Source organism: Streptomyces sp. NPDC005808 (genome assembly GCF_042871385.1).
Taxonomy (GTDB): domain Bacteria; phylum Actinomycetota; class Actinomycetes; order Streptomycetales; family Streptomycetaceae; genus Streptomyces.
Genome location: NZ_JBIAIK010000021.1, coordinates 114,313 through 128,807 on the forward strand (window position 1 = coordinate 114,313; position 14,495 = coordinate 128,807).

15 protein-coding genes and 1 pseudogene are annotated in these 14,495 nt (G+C 69.4%); 8 read left to right on the plus strand and 8 right to left on the minus strand.

All coding sequences use genetic code 11. The features are described 5' to 3' along the window. Nucleotides 1-23 precede the first annotated feature (23 nt). The 3 genes from ACFYPC_RS33575 (at nucleotide 24) to ACFYPC_RS33585 (ending at nucleotide 3,558) form a co-directional block, all read left to right on the plus strand. Nucleotides 24-1,370, plus strand: coding sequence for a copper amine oxidase (locus tag ACFYPC_RS33575; RefSeq protein ID WP_391890669.1), 1,347 nt, complete (start codon nucleotides 24-26; stop codon nucleotides 1,368-1,370). 115 nt (nucleotides 1,371-1,485) lie between these two features. Beyond that, nucleotides 1,486-2,724, plus strand: a complete 1,239-nt coding sequence (locus ACFYPC_RS33580) for an SAV2148 family HEPN domain-containing protein (RefSeq protein WP_391890672.1) — start codon at nucleotides 1,486-1,488, stop codon at nucleotides 2,722-2,724. A 111-nt stretch (nucleotides 2,725-2,835) separates the two neighbouring features. Next, complete coding sequence (locus ACFYPC_RS33585) at nucleotides 2,836-3,558, plus strand: 3'-5' exonuclease (protein ID WP_391890675.1); 723 nt, start codon at nucleotides 2,836-2,838, stop codon at nucleotides 3,556-3,558. Between the two features lie 84 nt (nucleotides 3,559-3,642). Here the strand turns inward: ACFYPC_RS33585 and ACFYPC_RS33590 are convergent, their stop codons facing one another. Further along, a complete protein-coding gene (locus ACFYPC_RS33590) occupies nucleotides 3,643-4,506 on the minus strand; it encodes a phosphotransferase enzyme family protein (protein WP_391890677.1) in 864 nt (287 codons plus the stop codon). 203 nt (nucleotides 4,507-4,709) lie between these two features. On the opposite strand from ACFYPC_RS33590, the gene ACFYPC_RS33595 reads away from it, so the two are divergent. The 5 genes and pseudogenes from ACFYPC_RS33595 (at nucleotide 4,710) to ACFYPC_RS33615 (ending at nucleotide 8,652) form a co-directional block, all read left to right on the plus strand. Further along, a complete protein-coding gene (locus ACFYPC_RS33595; RefSeq protein ID WP_391890680.1) occupies nucleotides 4,710-5,669 on the plus strand; it encodes a carbohydrate ABC transporter permease in 960 nt (319 codons plus the stop codon). Continuing rightward, nucleotides 5,666-6,499 (plus strand): carbohydrate ABC transporter permease, encoded by an 834-nt coding sequence (locus ACFYPC_RS33600; RefSeq protein ID WP_391890683.1) that lies wholly within the window; start codon nucleotides 5,666-5,668, stop codon nucleotides 6,497-6,499. The genes ACFYPC_RS33595 and ACFYPC_RS33600 overlap by 4 nt, the downstream gene beginning before the upstream one ends. After that, the gene (locus tag ACFYPC_RS33605) at nucleotides 6,499-7,776 is read left to right on the plus strand and encodes an ABC transporter substrate-binding protein (RefSeq protein WP_391890686.1); all 1,278 of its coding nucleotides are present in this window, start codon (nucleotides 6,499-6,501) and stop codon (nucleotides 7,774-7,776) included. Before ACFYPC_RS33600 ends, ACFYPC_RS33605 begins: the two co-directional genes overlap by 1 nt. 70 nt (nucleotides 7,777-7,846) lie before the next feature. After that, nucleotides 7,847-8,044 (plus strand): annotated as a pseudogene (locus ACFYPC_RS33610) (glycosyl transferase); the annotation flags it as partial. A 53-nt stretch (nucleotides 8,045-8,097) separates the two neighbouring features. Continuing rightward, the gene (locus ACFYPC_RS33615) at nucleotides 8,098-8,652 is read left to right on the plus strand and encodes a DUF1697 domain-containing protein (RefSeq protein ID WP_391890689.1); all 555 of its coding nucleotides are present in this window, start codon (nucleotides 8,098-8,100) and stop codon (nucleotides 8,650-8,652) included. On the opposite strand, the gene ACFYPC_RS33620 is transcribed toward ACFYPC_RS33615, so the two are convergent. From ACFYPC_RS33620 to ACFYPC_RS33650, 7 genes are all read right to left on the minus strand, one after another. Then, nucleotides 8,618-8,806 carry a hypothetical protein gene (locus ACFYPC_RS33620; RefSeq protein ID WP_391890692.1) on the minus strand — a complete coding sequence of 63 codons (189 nt, stop codon included), beginning with the start codon at nucleotides 8,804-8,806 and terminating at the stop codon, nucleotides 8,618-8,620. The genes ACFYPC_RS33615 and ACFYPC_RS33620 overlap by 35 nt on opposite strands. A 64-nt stretch (nucleotides 8,807-8,870) precedes the next feature. After that, a complete protein-coding gene (locus ACFYPC_RS33625) occupies nucleotides 8,871-9,710 on the minus strand; it encodes an aldo/keto reductase (protein WP_391890695.1) in 840 nt (279 codons plus the stop codon). Nucleotides 9,711-9,741: 31 nt separating this feature from the next. Further along, nucleotides 9,742-10,479, minus strand: a complete 738-nt coding sequence (locus ACFYPC_RS33630; protein ID WP_391890698.1) for a sirohydrochlorin chelatase — start codon at nucleotides 10,477-10,479, stop codon at nucleotides 9,742-9,744. Nucleotides 10,480-10,486: 7 nt separating this feature from the next. Then, entirely contained in the window at nucleotides 10,487-11,389 is a 903-nt protein-coding gene (locus tag ACFYPC_RS33635; RefSeq protein WP_391890701.1) for an ABC transporter permease, read from the minus strand. After that, nucleotides 11,376-12,164 carry an ABC transporter ATP-binding protein gene (locus ACFYPC_RS33640; RefSeq protein WP_391890704.1) on the minus strand — a complete coding sequence of 263 codons (789 nt, stop codon included), beginning with the start codon at nucleotides 12,162-12,164 and terminating at the stop codon, nucleotides 11,376-11,378. Before ACFYPC_RS33640 ends, ACFYPC_RS33635 begins: the two co-directional genes overlap by 14 nt. A gap of 36 nt (nucleotides 12,165-12,200) precedes the next feature. Beyond that, the gene (locus ACFYPC_RS33645; protein ID WP_391890707.1) at nucleotides 12,201-13,310 is read right to left on the minus strand and encodes an aliphatic sulfonate ABC transporter substrate-binding protein; all 1,110 of its coding nucleotides are present in this window, start codon (nucleotides 13,308-13,310) and stop codon (nucleotides 12,201-12,203) included. A gap of 230 nt (nucleotides 13,311-13,540) precedes the next feature. Continuing rightward, nucleotides 13,541-14,495: GTP-binding protein (locus ACFYPC_RS33650; protein WP_391890710.1), on the minus strand; the 955-nt coding region annotated here is incomplete at its 5' end.

The following is a 14,495-nucleotide window of genomic DNA, read 5'->3' on the forward strand; positions in this document are numbered from 1 at the left end:
CTGTCGCAAGGAGTCACTTCGTCATGCGCGTAAAGGGTTTGCTCAGCGGCGTCCAGCCGCGGGGAATCAGCCGTGCCCACGGCCGGACGGCGGTCGGCCTCTCTGCGGCCGTACTGCTCGTCGGCGCGGCCACCACCGCGGGACCCGCGGTCGCCCAGCCCAAGGCCGCTCCCGTGGCCGCGGCCGACTGCAGTGCGGCCTACCGGATCGAGCAGAAGCTCTCCACCGGCACCACCTGGCGGATGTGCTGGCACTACGAGAGTGAGGCCGGGCTCGTCCTGGAGGACATCTCGTACCAGCCCAAGGGCGAGGCCGGCCCGATCAAGGTCCTCACCAGCGCCAAGCTCGCACAGATCCACGTCCCCTACGACGACGGCAAGGCGGAGTACGACGACCTCACCGGCGCCGGTTTCGGCCAGGGCCTGATGAATCTGGCCCCGGGCGAGTGTCCCGGCGGCACCATCAAGACGGTCAAAATCCCCAATGCCTGGGACCCGGAGCACCCCACCGCCAACGGCCTGTGCACCACGACCCGTACGCGCGGCCACGCCTACCGCATGCAGGGCGACACGGCGAGCAAGGTCTACCAGGCCCAGGGCAAGGACCTGCTGATCTACACCGTCAACCAGGTCGGCTGGTACGAGTACATCACCGAGTGGCGCTTCCAGGACGACGGCACCGTCAACATGAACGTCGGCGCCACCGGCAGCCTCTCGCCCGGCGACTACAACGCGGGCGACGGCCGCGGCTGGCCGATCGGCACGGGAGCCAGGTCGTACGCCACCAGCCACAGCCACAACGTCTTCTGGCGGCTCCAGTTCGCCTTGGACGGCTCCGCCAAGAACAAGGTCGAGCAGTACGACTCCGTGGTCAGCCCGCCCGCGAACGCCAACGAGGGGCCCACCAACAAGACCACCCTCACCAAGGTCACCAAGGAACTCGCGGGCGACGCGAAGAACATGCGCTGGTGGCGCGTCGTCAGCGACATCGGCAAGAACAAGGACCGGCACGCGCGCTCGTACGAGATCGTCCCCGGCGCCACCACCAAGTACCCGGGGCGCAGCTTCACCAAGCACGACATCTACTTCACCGAGTACAAGCAGTGCGAACAGTTCGCCAGCAACAACCCGGGCAACTGCGGTACCGGAGCCGGTAATTCCGTCGACAAGTGGGTCAACGGACAGACGCTCACCCACCCCGTCGCCTGGGTCAACGTGGGCTTCCACCACGTCGCACGCGACGAGGACCAGCAGCCCATGCCGGTTCACTGGCAGGGCTTCTCCATCGCCCCGCGCGATGTCACTGCTATGAATCCGCTCACTCCGCCGGCCCTTGCCAACCAGAACGGGCAAGCGGAAAACGGTAGTTGAGAAACGACCTGTCCATCGGGCTGCACCGCTGACCGCTCCCGGAGTACCCTTCCTTGATCGTTGAGTGGGGGCTTGCTCCACGCGAGAGCTCGGGGGAGCGGAAGGCGGTGCGCGGGTGGGCTCGGGAGGGCTGGAGTTGCCTCCTGGTGACGAGGGTCACGAGGGGAACTCCACAGATGTCCCACCCGGTGCGGTGTCCCTGGCACGGCCGATGGAAATGGGATCTATCGGACCGGAACTGGACTGGGGCGCCGACGCCTGGAGCGAGGTGCGTACGCGCGCCCAGCGGGCCGGGCGCGCCTACATCTGGCTGAACCTGGTCGAACAACGGCTGCGCGCGGTCGTGGCCGCTGTTCTCCGTCCCATCTACGAACCCGTCCACGGCGACGAATGGGTGGTCGCCGCCGCCGGACCAGCCGGACAGGAGTGGGTGCAGCGCGCGGTCGCCGTACGCGAAGTCAGCCGCCGCAAGGGGTACTTGCTCGACCCCGCCGACGACAACGTGCTCAGTTTCCTGACCCTTCCGCAGCTGCGCGAGCTGATGGTGCAGCACTGGCCGTGCTTCGAGCCGTACTTCGACGAGCGCCGCGATGTCGAACTCGCCCTGGACGAACTGGAAGTCACCCGGAACGTCGTCTCGCGCAACCGTGCCCTGTCCGAGGCGGTCCTCGCGCAGGCCGAGCGGGCCGCGTCGAAACTCCTGGAGATGCTCGGCGCCGGCAGCGACGTGCCCTCCGCACGCAGGCTGCCCGTCGACGCCGTGGAGAACCTCGTCGGCGACCGGTACGCGGACGTGGTCGGCGTGCACTCGGACCGGGTGCGGCTGCTGCGCCAGTTCCCCGCCGAGGATCTCTTCGGCGGGGCCCGCCGCCTCGACGCCATCGGCATCGGCCTGAACCTGCTCGTGCAGAACTTCTCCGGCCGGCGGCTCGTGCGGCTCGCGGAGTCGGGCTGCCGGGTGCGGCTGCTGTTCCTCAATCCGGCGTCCAGCGCGGTGAAGCGGCGCGAGCGTGAACTCGGCATCAAACGAGGCGAGTTGAGCCGAGCTGTCGAGATGAACATCCTGCACATGCGCCGGGTGCGGTCCAAGTTGCGCGACCCGGACGCCTTCGAGATCCAGGTCTACGACGAGACACCACGCTTCACCGCGTACCTCGTGGACGGGGACGGCTCGGACGGCATAGGGGTCGTGCAGTCCTATCTGCGCCGGACGCGGGGCATGGAGGCGCCGGTGCTGGTACTGCGCGGCGTGGGCCGGGTGGTCAAACCGGACGAGCTCGACGAGGAGGGACTCTTCCCGACATACCGCGAGGAGTTCGAGGTGGCCTGGGCGGATTCGCGGCCGGTCTCCTGACCCTGCGGGTGCCCCACGGCCGGGAAGTGGAATGCGGCCCTCGGATTGTCAGTGGTGCATGGGATCGTGGAGACCACTGGGGGAAAGCACCACAAAGAAGGGGGGCCGCCCATGGGCTGGCACCAGGAGCTGCTGACCGGCTTCGACCTGGAGACGACCGGGACGGATCCGCGCGAGGCGCGCATCGTCACGGGGGCCGTGGTCGAGGTCAAGGACGGAAGTCTGCAAGGGCACCGCGAGTGGCTGGCCGATCCGGGGGTGGAGATCCCGGCGGACGCGGTGGCGGTGCACGGGATCACGAACGAACGGGCGGTTGCCGAGGGCAGGCCGGCCGATCAGGTCGCCGAGGCGATCGCAGGCGTCCTCGTCTCCTCCTGGCAGTCGGGTGTCCCGGTCGTCGCCTACAACGCGGCCTTCGACCTGACCCTGCTCTCCGCCGAGCTTCGGCGGTACGGTCTGCCGTCCCTGCGCGAGCGTCTCGGCGGCGTGGACCCGGCGCCCGTCATCGACCCGTACACGATCGACCGCTCGGTGGACCGCTACCGTCGCGGCAAGCGCAACCTCGAAGCGGTCTGCACGGAGTACGGGGTGTCGCTGGACACGGCCCACGACGCCTCGGCCGACGCGCTCGCCGCGGCCCGGCTGGCCTGTGCGATAGCCGACCGTCACCCGAAGGTCGCGGCGCTCGGCCCGGCGGAGCTGCACCGCCGTCAGATCGAGTGGTACGCCGAATGGGCGGCCGACTTCGAGAGCTTCCTGCGCCGCAAGGGCGACGCGGACGCGGTGGTGGACGGTATATGGCCACTGCGGGACCTGGCGGACGAGCGGGTCTGAGCCTGCCTGCAGAGCGCCGGCTCCAGAAGGGGCGCCAGCTTCCCGGAAAGGCACCAGCCTCCAGAAGCGGAAAGGCACCAGCCTCTAGAAGGGGTACCAGCGCACGCTCTCGTCGCCGTCCCGCAGTGACGCCACCCGGCGCTCGAACTCGGCCAGCGCCTTGGGGTTGGCCGGCGCGTGCTGGGCGACCCAGGCACAGCTCGCGGTCTCCCGTGCTCCCCGGAGCGTGGAGCAGCCCTCCCACTCGCGGACGTCCCAGCCGTACGTGCCGGTGAACGAGTCGTACGCCTCGGCCGGGAGTCCGTAGCGATCACGGGACAGGGCCATGACCACCAGGTCGTGCTCACGCAGGTCGGCGGAGAAGGTCTCCAGGTCGACCAGGACCGGTCCTTCGGGGCCGACATGGACGTTGCGGGGCAGCGCGTCGCCATGAATCGGGCCCGGCGGCAGGTGCGGGGCGAGGGCGGCCGCAGCCGTCGCGAAACCGTCTCGCCGAGCCCGCAGATACGCCGCGTCCGCGGGGTCGATCGCGTCGCCCGCCAGGCGCAGCCAGCGCTCCACACCGCCCAGCAGTTCGCGGGGCGGCAAGGCGAAGGAAGGGGAGGGCAGTGCGTGCACGACCCGTAGCAGTTCGGCCAGGTCTCGCGGTTCCGCGGGACGTACGGGATCGGGCAGCCGGTGCCACACCGTCACCGGGTGGCCGTCGACCAGCCGCGCCTCGGTCTCGGCCGCCCGCACCGCCGGGACGCCTGCGTCGGCGAGCCAGGCCGCGATGTCCAGTTCCCGCCGTGCGCGGTCGAGGAGTTCGGCGTCGCGCCCCACCTTGACCACCAGGTCACCGGCCGCGAACACCGCGTTCTCGCCCAGGGCGAGGAGAGCAACTTCGGGTACCGGCTCCGGCAGCACACCCGCCGCGCGCAGTACGTTCCGCGCCAGTGCCTCGTCCATCCCGCGCCTCCCATGGCTTTCGCCGACTCCCGCACACGGCGTCACGATCACGCCAGTTACGTCGGTCAGTGTCGCATTCGCACTGGTGGGACGGTCACAAAGGGGGCTGCGCGCTGCCTTGACGCGAAGTCAGCTCCTGAGCACGATGACGGGGGCCGCCTGGGCGGCCAGAACCCCACCAGCCGCCCAAAGGAGTCGAATACGTGACATCGGCGAGTGCCACGAAGCGGTCGACGAAGCGGTCGGCGAAGCGGTCGACGAAGCGGGCGCCCGGCGCGGGCGCGGAGCGGCGTTCCGCCGACCACGGCGCCTGGTTCCTGGTGCTGCCCGCGCTCATCCCGATCCTGGTGCTCAGTGTCGGACCGCTGCTGTACGGCATCGCGCTGGCGTTCACCGACTCGCAGTCGGGACGGACGCGGTCCACGCAGTGGATCGGGGTGCTCAACTTCCAGGACCTGCTGCGCGACACACTGTTCTGGGACTCGTTCCGGATCGGGCTGCTCTGGGCGGTCGGGGTGACCGTGCCGCAGTTCCTCCTCGCGCTCGGACTCGCCCTCCTGCTCAACCAGGAGCTCCGCCTGCGCTGGCTCGCGCGCGCCCTCGCGATCGTCCCGTGGGCGATGCCCGAGGTCGTCGTCGGCGTCATGTGGCGCATCGTGTACAACCCGGACGCGGGCATCCTCAACGAGACGCTGCGCGACCTCGGCCTCGGAGACGGCCGTGACTGGCTGAGCGGCCTGGCGACGGCCCTGCCCGCCGTCATCGTGGTCGGCGTCTGGGCGGGCATGCCCCAGACGACGGTGGCCCTGCTCGCCGGCCTGCAGAACACCCCGCGCGAACTGCACGAGGCGGCCGCGATGGACGGCGCCGGCGCCTGGCGCCGCTTTCGGACGGTCACCTGGCCCGCGCTGAGACCGGTCGCGCTCGCTGTCACGGCGCTCAACTTCATCTGGAACTTCAACTCGTTCGCGCTGGTCTACGTGCTGACCAACGGCGGCCCCGGCGGCCGTACGCGGCTGCCGATGCTCTTCGCCTACGAAGAGGCCTTCCGCTACGGCCAGTTCGGCTACGCGGCGGCGATGGGATGCGTGATGGTCGCATTGATCTCGGTCCTCCTCGCCGTCTTCCTCGTCGGCCGGCTGAGGGGAGGTGCGAACGCATGAGGACCGGTAAGGGTGCCCGCGCGGGCCAGTACCTCGCGCTGCTCGGCTATCTCGTCTTCCTCGCCTTCCCCTTCCTCTGGCTGATCTCCACCGCCTTCAAACCCCCGGGTGAGCTGGCGAACCTGCACCCCACCTGGATCCCCGAGGACCCCACCCTCGCCAACTTCCGGCAGGCGTTCGACGAGCAGCCACTGCTGCGGGCCGCGCTCAACTCGCTGATCGCGGCGTTCGGCGCGGCGGTGATCGCCGTACTGATCGCGACCCCGATGGCGTACGTCATGGCACGGCATCGCACGCGGCTCGCGAAGGCCGCCACCGGGTGGGTCGTGGTCAGCCAGGCGTTCCCGTTCGTGCTGGTGATCATCCCGCTGTTCCTGGTCCTCAAGAACCTCCGGCTGATCAACTCGCTGCCGGGTCTGGTCATGGTGTACGTGGTGTGGGCGCTGCCGTTCGCGCTGTGGATGCTGGTGGGTTATGTACGGGCCGTACCCACCGAGTTGGAGGAGGCCGCGGCGGTGGACGGGGCGGGGAGACTGCGCACCCTGATCTCCATCACGGCGCCGCTGCTCGCGCCCGGCATCGTGGCGACGGCACTGTTCGCGTTCATCAGCGCGTGGAACGAGTTCTTCTTCGCACTCGTGCTCCTCAAGACCCCGGAGAAACAGACGCTCCCGGTCGTCCTCACGCACTTCATCGGGGCCGAGGGGGTCGCGGACCTCGGGCCGCTCGCCGCGGCGGCGTTCCTCGCGACGCTGCCCTCACTCGTCATCTTCGCGATCATCCAGAAGCGGATCACGGGCGGCATGCTCGCCGGGGCGGTGAAGAGCTGATGCGTACGCGATGGATCCTCGCACTGGTCATGGGGCTGCTGCTCACCGCCTGCTCCTCGGACGACGGCGGCTCCGACGGACGGATCACTCTCCGTTTCCAGTCCCTCGCCTGGCAGCAGGAGTCCGTCGACGCCAACAAGGAGCTGGTGCGGGAGTGGAACGCCGCGCACCGGGACGTCAAGGTCGAGTACGTGCAGGGAAGTTGGGACAGCGTGCACGACCAGCTGCTCACCTCCTTCGAGGGCGGTGAGGCGCCGGACATCATCCATGACGCCTCGGACGACCTCGCGGACTTCGCGTACGGCGGCTACCTCGCCGATCTGAGCGAGTTGCTGCCCGCCCGGCTGAAGTCCGACATCCCGCAGCGCAGTTGGGAGACGACGACCTTCGGGGACGGGATCTACGGCGTGCCGTTCCTCCAGGAGCCGCGCGTCCTCATCGCCAACGCCGACTGGCTCAAGGAGTCGGGCGTCCGTATTCCGACGCCGGACAACCCCTGGACGTGGGAGGAGTTCCGCTCGATCGCGAAGGAACTCAGCGGCGACGGAAGGTACGGGGTCGCCTGGCCGCTCAAGGAACCGGTCTCCGCGACCCTCAACCTCTCCCTCTCCACCGGCGGGCAGATGTTCCACCGGGGCGCGGACGGCAGGGTGACGGTCCGTTTCGACGCGGCCGACGAGGTGGTGCCGAGGACGGTGCACGACGAGGTGAACACGGACGGGAGCGCCTCCAGTACCACGCTCGGCATGGGCGGCTCCGACACGTTGCCCGGGTTCTTCGGCGGAAAGTACGCGATGGTCCCGCTCGGTTTCTCCTACCGTCAGCAGATCGTGCAGCAGGCGCCGAAGGGCTTCGACTGGCAGGTGCTGCCCGCCCCGGCCGGCGCGGACGGCCTTGCCCAGGGTGTCAGTCCGCAGACCCTCTCCGTCGCCGAGGACAGTCCGTACAAGAAGCAGGCCGCCGAGTTCATCGACTTCCTGCTGCGGCCGAAGAACATGGTCCGCCTCGCGCTCGGCGACTGGATGCTGCCCACGGGCACCGAGGCACTCAAGGACGCCGCTCTGCACACCACCAAGGACGACTGGGCGACCGGCACCGCGCTCGCCGCCCACCTGCGCTCGGCGCCCGCCCAGTCCGTGCGCGGCTACCCCGAGTGGAAGGACAAGGTCGCGACCCCCGCGTTCCAGGAGTACTACAGCGGGGCGATCGGGCTGGACGAGCTGAGAGAGCGATTGGTGGAGGACGGGAACCTGGTGCTGGCCCGCTACCAGAGATGAGCCGAGGGACCTTCGACGGTGCGGACGCCCGGGGCCTAAATCAAACTGCACGAGGCGTGTCGTCTCGCGTGAGCTGCCGGGCCGGCATGTCGTCCTGCAGATCGGGAAGTTCGTCGACCCTGCCGAGCTGGGCGAGGTGCCCGGCAGCGTGGAGGTGCACCAGTGGGTGCCGCAGCTCTCGGTCCTCCGCCGGGCCGACGTGTTCATCACGCACGCCGGGGCGGGTGGCAGCCAGGAGAGGCTGGCCACCGGGACGCCGATGGTCGCCGCGGGCTTCTCGGGGGTCGTGATCAGGGCGGCCGCTCGCTCTATGGTGTGCGGATGACGACGACGTACGCGGCGCTGCTGCGCGGGATCAACGTGGGCGGAGCCAAGAAGGTGCCGATGGCCGAGCTGCGGACCCTGATGGAAGGGCTCGGGTACGGCGGCGTACGCACGTATCTCCAGAGCGGCAACGCCGTCTTCACCGCCGGCCACGGCGACGAGGAGTCCCTCGCCGTCGAGCTGACGGTGGCCGTCGAGAAGCACTTCGGCTTCACGGTCGGCGTCCTGGTGCGCGACCACGCCTACCTCAAGGCCGTCCGGGAGGCGTGCCCGTTCCCGGCCGCCGAACTGGAGGGCAAGCAACTGCATGCCACGTACTTCTCCGCCCCCGTCGACGCCGAGCGCTTCGCCGCGGTCGGCCAAGAGGCCTTCCTGCCGGAGGAGTTCCGCCTCGGCGACCGTGTCCTCTACCTGTACGCCCCCGACGGCCTCGGCCGCTCCAAACTGGCGGAGGCCCTCGCCAGGCCCAGACTCCTCAAGGGGATCACCGCCACCACCCGCAACTGGAACACGGTTGTCAAACTGGAGGAGCTGACCGCCGCCGCAGAGTGACCTTCCGCTCGCCGCCGTACGTCGTGTACGAGGTGATCTCGTCCCGGACGGCGAGGCGCGGGTCCGCAGAGAGACGCCGTAGCTGCTCGTCGGAGTTGGCGTCGGCTACGGCGTCGATCAGGGCGAGGTCGTCCTCGGTGTCGGCCCCCCCCACAGGTCCTGCACGACTCGTACGACCTGTCCATGACCGGCATCCTCAAGTCCGCCCCGGGGCTCGGTCAACCCAGCGCGCACAGGTGGCGCATGTTCTCGGCGGTGAGGTGAACCGCGGCTGCGGCCAGGTTCTCCTCCAGGTGGGTGGGAGAACCGGTACCCGGCGTCGGGCACAGCACCGGGGAGCGGTGCAGCAGCCAGGCCAGTGCGATCTGTCCCGGTGTCGCTCCGTGGTCTGCGGCGATCTCGGCGCACACCGGGTCGGAGGTAAGTGACCCGTTGCCGAGCGGGAACCACGGGAGGAAGGCGATGCCGTGCGCCTCGCACAGGTGCAGCAGAGCCTCCGACGAACGGTCGAGCAGGTTGTAGCAGTTCTGCACGGAGGCGATGTCGGTCAACTCCCGTGCCGATTCGAGCTGTTCGGCGGTGATGCTGTCGAGGCCGATGTGCCGGATCTTGCCCTCCGTGCGCAACTCGTCGAGCGCGCCCAGCTGTTCGGCCAACGGCACGTGCGGGTCCAGTCGGTGCAGCTGGTACAGGTCGATCGTGTCGAGCCGCAGCCTGCGCAGACTCGCCTCGCACATGGCCCGCAGTTGCTCGGGCCGTCCGGCGATGTGCCAGGCACTCTCACTGGTCCGGACGACACCGCCCTTCGTGGCGATCACCAGGCCCTGGGGGTAGGGGTGCAGGGCCTCGGCGACCAGTTCCTCGGCGATCGACGGACCGTAGTTGTCGGCGGTGTCGATCAGCGTGACCCCGCGTTCGACGGCCCGCCGGAGTACGGCCACCGCGTCCCGGGCATCGCCGCGCGGTCCCCAGTAGCCGGGGCCGGTCAGCTGAGCGGTGCCATAGCCGAGCCGTCGTACCGGCAGCTCCCCGCCGACGTCGAATGCTTCCTCGAGCATGTGCTCAACCGGCCGCGGCAGGTACCGGCACTCAGCCCACCGCCGCCAGCGCCGGCCGCGAGGCCTCGTCGTACCGGTCGAGGAGCACCCGGGCCACCTCCGGTGCGGGACCGAGCACCGCGGCGAGTACGTCCGCGTCCGCCGCCCCCCGTGCGATGCGGTCCGGCAGGAAACCCGGTGCGAGGACATAGCGTGCCACCGCGACCCGGGCGCAGCCCAGTTCACGTAGCTCGCGTACGGCGTCCTCCGTGCGGGGACCCGAAGCGGAGGCGAAGGCGGGTCGCACGGCACGCCAGCCGGTGTGCCGCCACTCCCGCGCGAATTCGGCGATCACGGCGAGCGCCTCCGGGTCCGTGGACCCCGCCGAGGCCAGTACGACCCCGGTCGAGGACCTGTCGGCGGGCGTCAACCCGGCCTCGTACAAGCGGCGTTCGAGAGCGGAGAGCAGCAGCGGCGAGGGGCCGAGCACCTCCGCCTGGCGGATGCGGAGCCGACGCGGTGCGGCGCGCAGGACCGCCGGGATGTCCGACTTCGCGTGGAACGCGCGGGTCAGCAGGAGCGGGAGGGCGACCACGTCCCGTACGCCCTCGGCCGCCAGGGACTCCAACACCCCGTTCACCGAAGGGATGTTGAAGTCCAGGAACCCGGTCTCGACGCGTAGGCCGGGTCGCTGTGCCCGTACCCGCCGCACCAGGGCATGCACCGTCGCGGCGTGCCGCGGGTCGCGGCTGCCGTGGGCGATGACCAGGAGGACCGGCTGATGGCGCATGATCGGCTCAGCTCTTCACCAGCAGACCGCGGGTGCGCAGTACCCACCGCTCCAGCGGGCTGAAGATGAGCAGGTCGATGGCGATTCCCACGAACAGGATGAGCAGAATGGCGAGGAAGACGGTCGCCATGTCGCTGTTGTTGCGGCCGTTCTCCAGCAACTGGCCGAGGCCCACGCCCAGATCGGGGAAGCTCGCGATGATCTCCGCCGCCATCAGTGAGCGCCACGAGAACGCCCAGCCCTGCTTCAGTCCGGCCACATAGCCGGGCAGTGCGGCGGGCATGACGACGTGCCAGGTGCCGCGCAGACCCGTCGCGCCCATCGTGCGTCCCGCGCGCAGATACAGCGGAGGCACCTGGTCGATGCCCGAGACCAGGCCGTTGGCGATCGAGGGAACCGCGCCGAGCAGGATCACCGCGTACATCATCGAGTTGTTCAGGCCCAGCCAGATCACGGCCGGCGGGACCCACGCCACCGAGGGGAGGGACTGCAGGCCCGAGAGGATCGGGCCGATCGCCGCCCGGACGAACTTCACGCGCGCCACCAGGAGGCCCAGCGGGGTACCGATGGCGAGTGCGAGGACGAAGCCCGCCAGGCCGCGCGACACGCTCGTCCAGATGTAGCCGAGCAGTTTGCCCTCCAGCCAGGCCTGCTCGATCTGGTCCCAGACGGCGCCCGGTGAGGGCAGCTTGCTCGGGTCGGTGACGACCTTGAACGAGATCAGTGCCTGCCACACCACCAGCACCAGCGCGATGGCGATGATCGGCGGCAGGATCTTCTGTACGAAGGTCTGCCGGAAGGGAGTACGGCTCGTGTGGGTCGTCTCCAGGGCGTCGAGGCCCGCCTCCAGACCGGCGAGGTCGTGGGTGTCCTTGACGACCGCGTCGGTCCTGGTCTCAGTGCTGGCCATGACGGCGGATCTCCCCACGCAGTTCTTCGGTGATCTCGACAGAAAGCTCCGCCACGGCGGTGTCCTCGATGCGGCGCGGCTGCGGGATCTCCACCGTCCACTCGCGCGCGATCCGCCCCGGACGCGAGGAGAGCAGGACGACGCGCTCCGCGAGCCGAACCGCCTCGCGCACGTTGTGCGTCACGAACAGCACCGACACGTTCGTCTCACGCCAGATGCGGGTCAGCTCGTCGTGCAGTACGTCCCTGGTGATGGCGTCGAGAGCCGCGAACGGCTCGTCCATCAGGAGCAGTTGGCTGTCCTGGGCGAGGGCGCGGGCCAGCGCGACACGCTGGCGCATACCGCCGGACAGTTCGTGCACGCGCTTGCCGTACGCGCCCTTGAGACGGACGAGTTCGAGCAGTTCCTCGGCCTTCTCGCGTCGCTCGGTCTTGGCAACACCCCGCAGCCGCAGGGCGAGTTCGATGTTCTTGCCCGCGGTCAGCCAGGGGAAGAGCGCGTGCTCCTGGAACATCAGGGCCGGGCGGCCGTTCGTCGAGATGCTGCCCGCGGACGGGGCGTCGAGCCCCGCCACCAGGTTCAGCAGCGTCGACTTGCCGCAGCCCGAGGCACCCAGGAGGGTGACGAACTCGCCCGGCGCGACATCGAGGGTGATGTCGTCGAGGACCAGTTGCTGCCCGGCGGGCCCGGCGAAGGACTTCGAGACGTGCTCGATACGGGTGGCGTGTTCCACCGCTTCGGCGCCGTCGGCAGCCTTGGCGAGTGTCGTGGCCATGGTCGTCACCTCCTGGGAACTCATCGGGTACCGGGCTTACTTGACGCCGAGACCGGCGTCGTCGACCGGGCTCTCGCCCTCGGCCTTGAGGACCTTGTTGAGCAGCGTGAGATCGTAGATGCCCGTAAGGTCGGGCTTCTCCAGCAGACCCGCCTTCACCGCGTGGTCCGCCTCGGTGTTGAGGGTGGAGGCCAGCGGGTCGTTGAGGATCTGGATGGACTTCCACGCCGGGTCCAGCACATTCGCCGGAAGCTCAGCGCCGGAGTCGATCTTCAGCTGCGCGTTCGCGGAGGCCTTCGCCTCGTCCGGGTTGGCGTTGATCCACTTGTTGGTCTCGACCGAGCCCTTCAGCACGGCCTCGACGACGTCCGGGTGCTCCTTGAGGAACTTCTGCGACACGATGATGTTCGTGATCACGAACTTCTTGTCCGGCCACAGGTCCGCCTCGTCGAGGAGCACCTTGCCGCCCTCGGCGACCAGCTTGGACGCGGTCGGCTCCGGCACCCAGGCGCCGTCGATGGAGCCGTTCTTGTAGGCGTCCGGGGTGACCTTGTTGTCCGTCCGGACGACAGACACATCGCCCTTGCCGCTCTCCGCGTCGACCTTCCAGCCCTGCTCCGCGATCCAGTTCAGCAGCGCCACGTCCTGCGTGTTGCCGAGCTGCGGGGTGGCGATCTTCTTGCCCTTGACGTCCGCCAGAGACTTGATCTTGTCCGGGTTGACCACCAGCTTCACACCGCCGGAGGCCGAACCGCCGATGATGCGCAGGTCCGTGCCCTTGGACTTGGTGTAGCCGTTGATGGACGGCGAGGGGCCGATCCAGCCGATGTCGATGGAGCCGGAGTTCAGCGCCTCGATCTCGGAGGGGCCGGCGTTGAAGACCGCGTACTCGGCCTTCGTGGCACCGAGCTCCTTCTGGAAGAAGCCCTTCTGGTTGCCCACCAGCGCGGTCGCGTGGGTCAGATTGCCGAAGTAGCCGATCTTCACGGAATCGAGACCGTCGATCTTCTCGGCGCCGGCGGCGACCTTGGTGGTGCCCTCGTCATTCGCCTCGGAACCGTAGCCGCAGGCGGCGAGGGTGAGGAGGGGCAGGGCGGCCAGCAGGGTGAGGCCGCGCTTCACGGCAGCGGAGGTGATGGCAGGCACGGGAGGGGTTCCTCTCGTTGGCCCGGCGGTCACGCGTTTCAGGTCGTGGCCGGGAGGTCGGCAGGTCTTCGTCGTGTCCGAGACGGCGGGTGGGGGGATCGGGCGCGCAAGCGGTGCGCGTACGTCATCGCGCACATCGCCCGACTCCGCCCTGCCCGCTGCCGAGGGCGCCGCTGCCGACCCGGCCGCCCTCCTTCGCGAACATGGAGTAGAAGTCTCTGAGGCTCATGTCAGAAGTCCCAGCCGTCGTCGTCGGTCTCGGACTTGACCGGTTCCGGCGAGGCGAACGACTCGCCGACCATGCCCGCGGTCAGCGTGGTGCCGTCGGCGGGGTCGATCAGGATGAACGCGCCGGTGCGCCGCGAGTCGGCGTACGAGTCGAGCGGCAGCGGTTCGGCGGTACGGATCTTGACGCGGCCGATGTCGTTGGCGACGAGCTGTCCGGGGTGCGGGTGCAGGGACAGGTCGTCGAGGGTCAGCCGGGACGGGATGTCCTTGACGATCGCCTTGACCGTGCGGGTGCCGTGCTTGAGCAGCACGCGATGGCCGACGACCAGAGGCGCGTCGGCGACGTGGCAGACGGTCGCCTCGACGTCCTGGGTGATCGGCGGCGCGTCCGTGGTCGGCACGATCAGGTCGCCCCGCGAGATGTCGACGTCGTCCGCCAACAGGAGGGTCACCGACTGCGGGGTCCAGGCCACGTCGACCGGCGTGCCCAGCAGATCGATCCCGGCGATCGTCGACGTACGCCCCGACGGCAGGACCGTGACCGGGGAGCCGACGCGGAAGGTGCCGGCCGCGATCTGCCCCGCGTAACCCCGGTAGTCCGGGTGCTCGGCGGTCTGCGGGCGGATCACGTACTGGACGGGCAGCCGGGCGTGGCAGCTCGCCAGATCGTGGCTGACCGGAACCGTCTCCAGGTGCTCGAGCACCGTCGGACCGCCGTACCAGTCCATGTTCGCGGAGGGCTCCACCACGTTGTCACCGGCGAGCGCCGAGATAGGGATCGCGGTGATCTCGGGAACGCCCAGCTCGGAGGCGTACGCCGTGAACTCCTCGGCGATCGCCGCGAAAACGGACTCCTTGTACTCGACGAGGTCCATTTTGTTGACGGCGAGGACGACGTGGGGGACGCGCAGGAGGGCGGCGACGGCGGCGTGCCGGCGGGTCTGCTCGATGACGCCG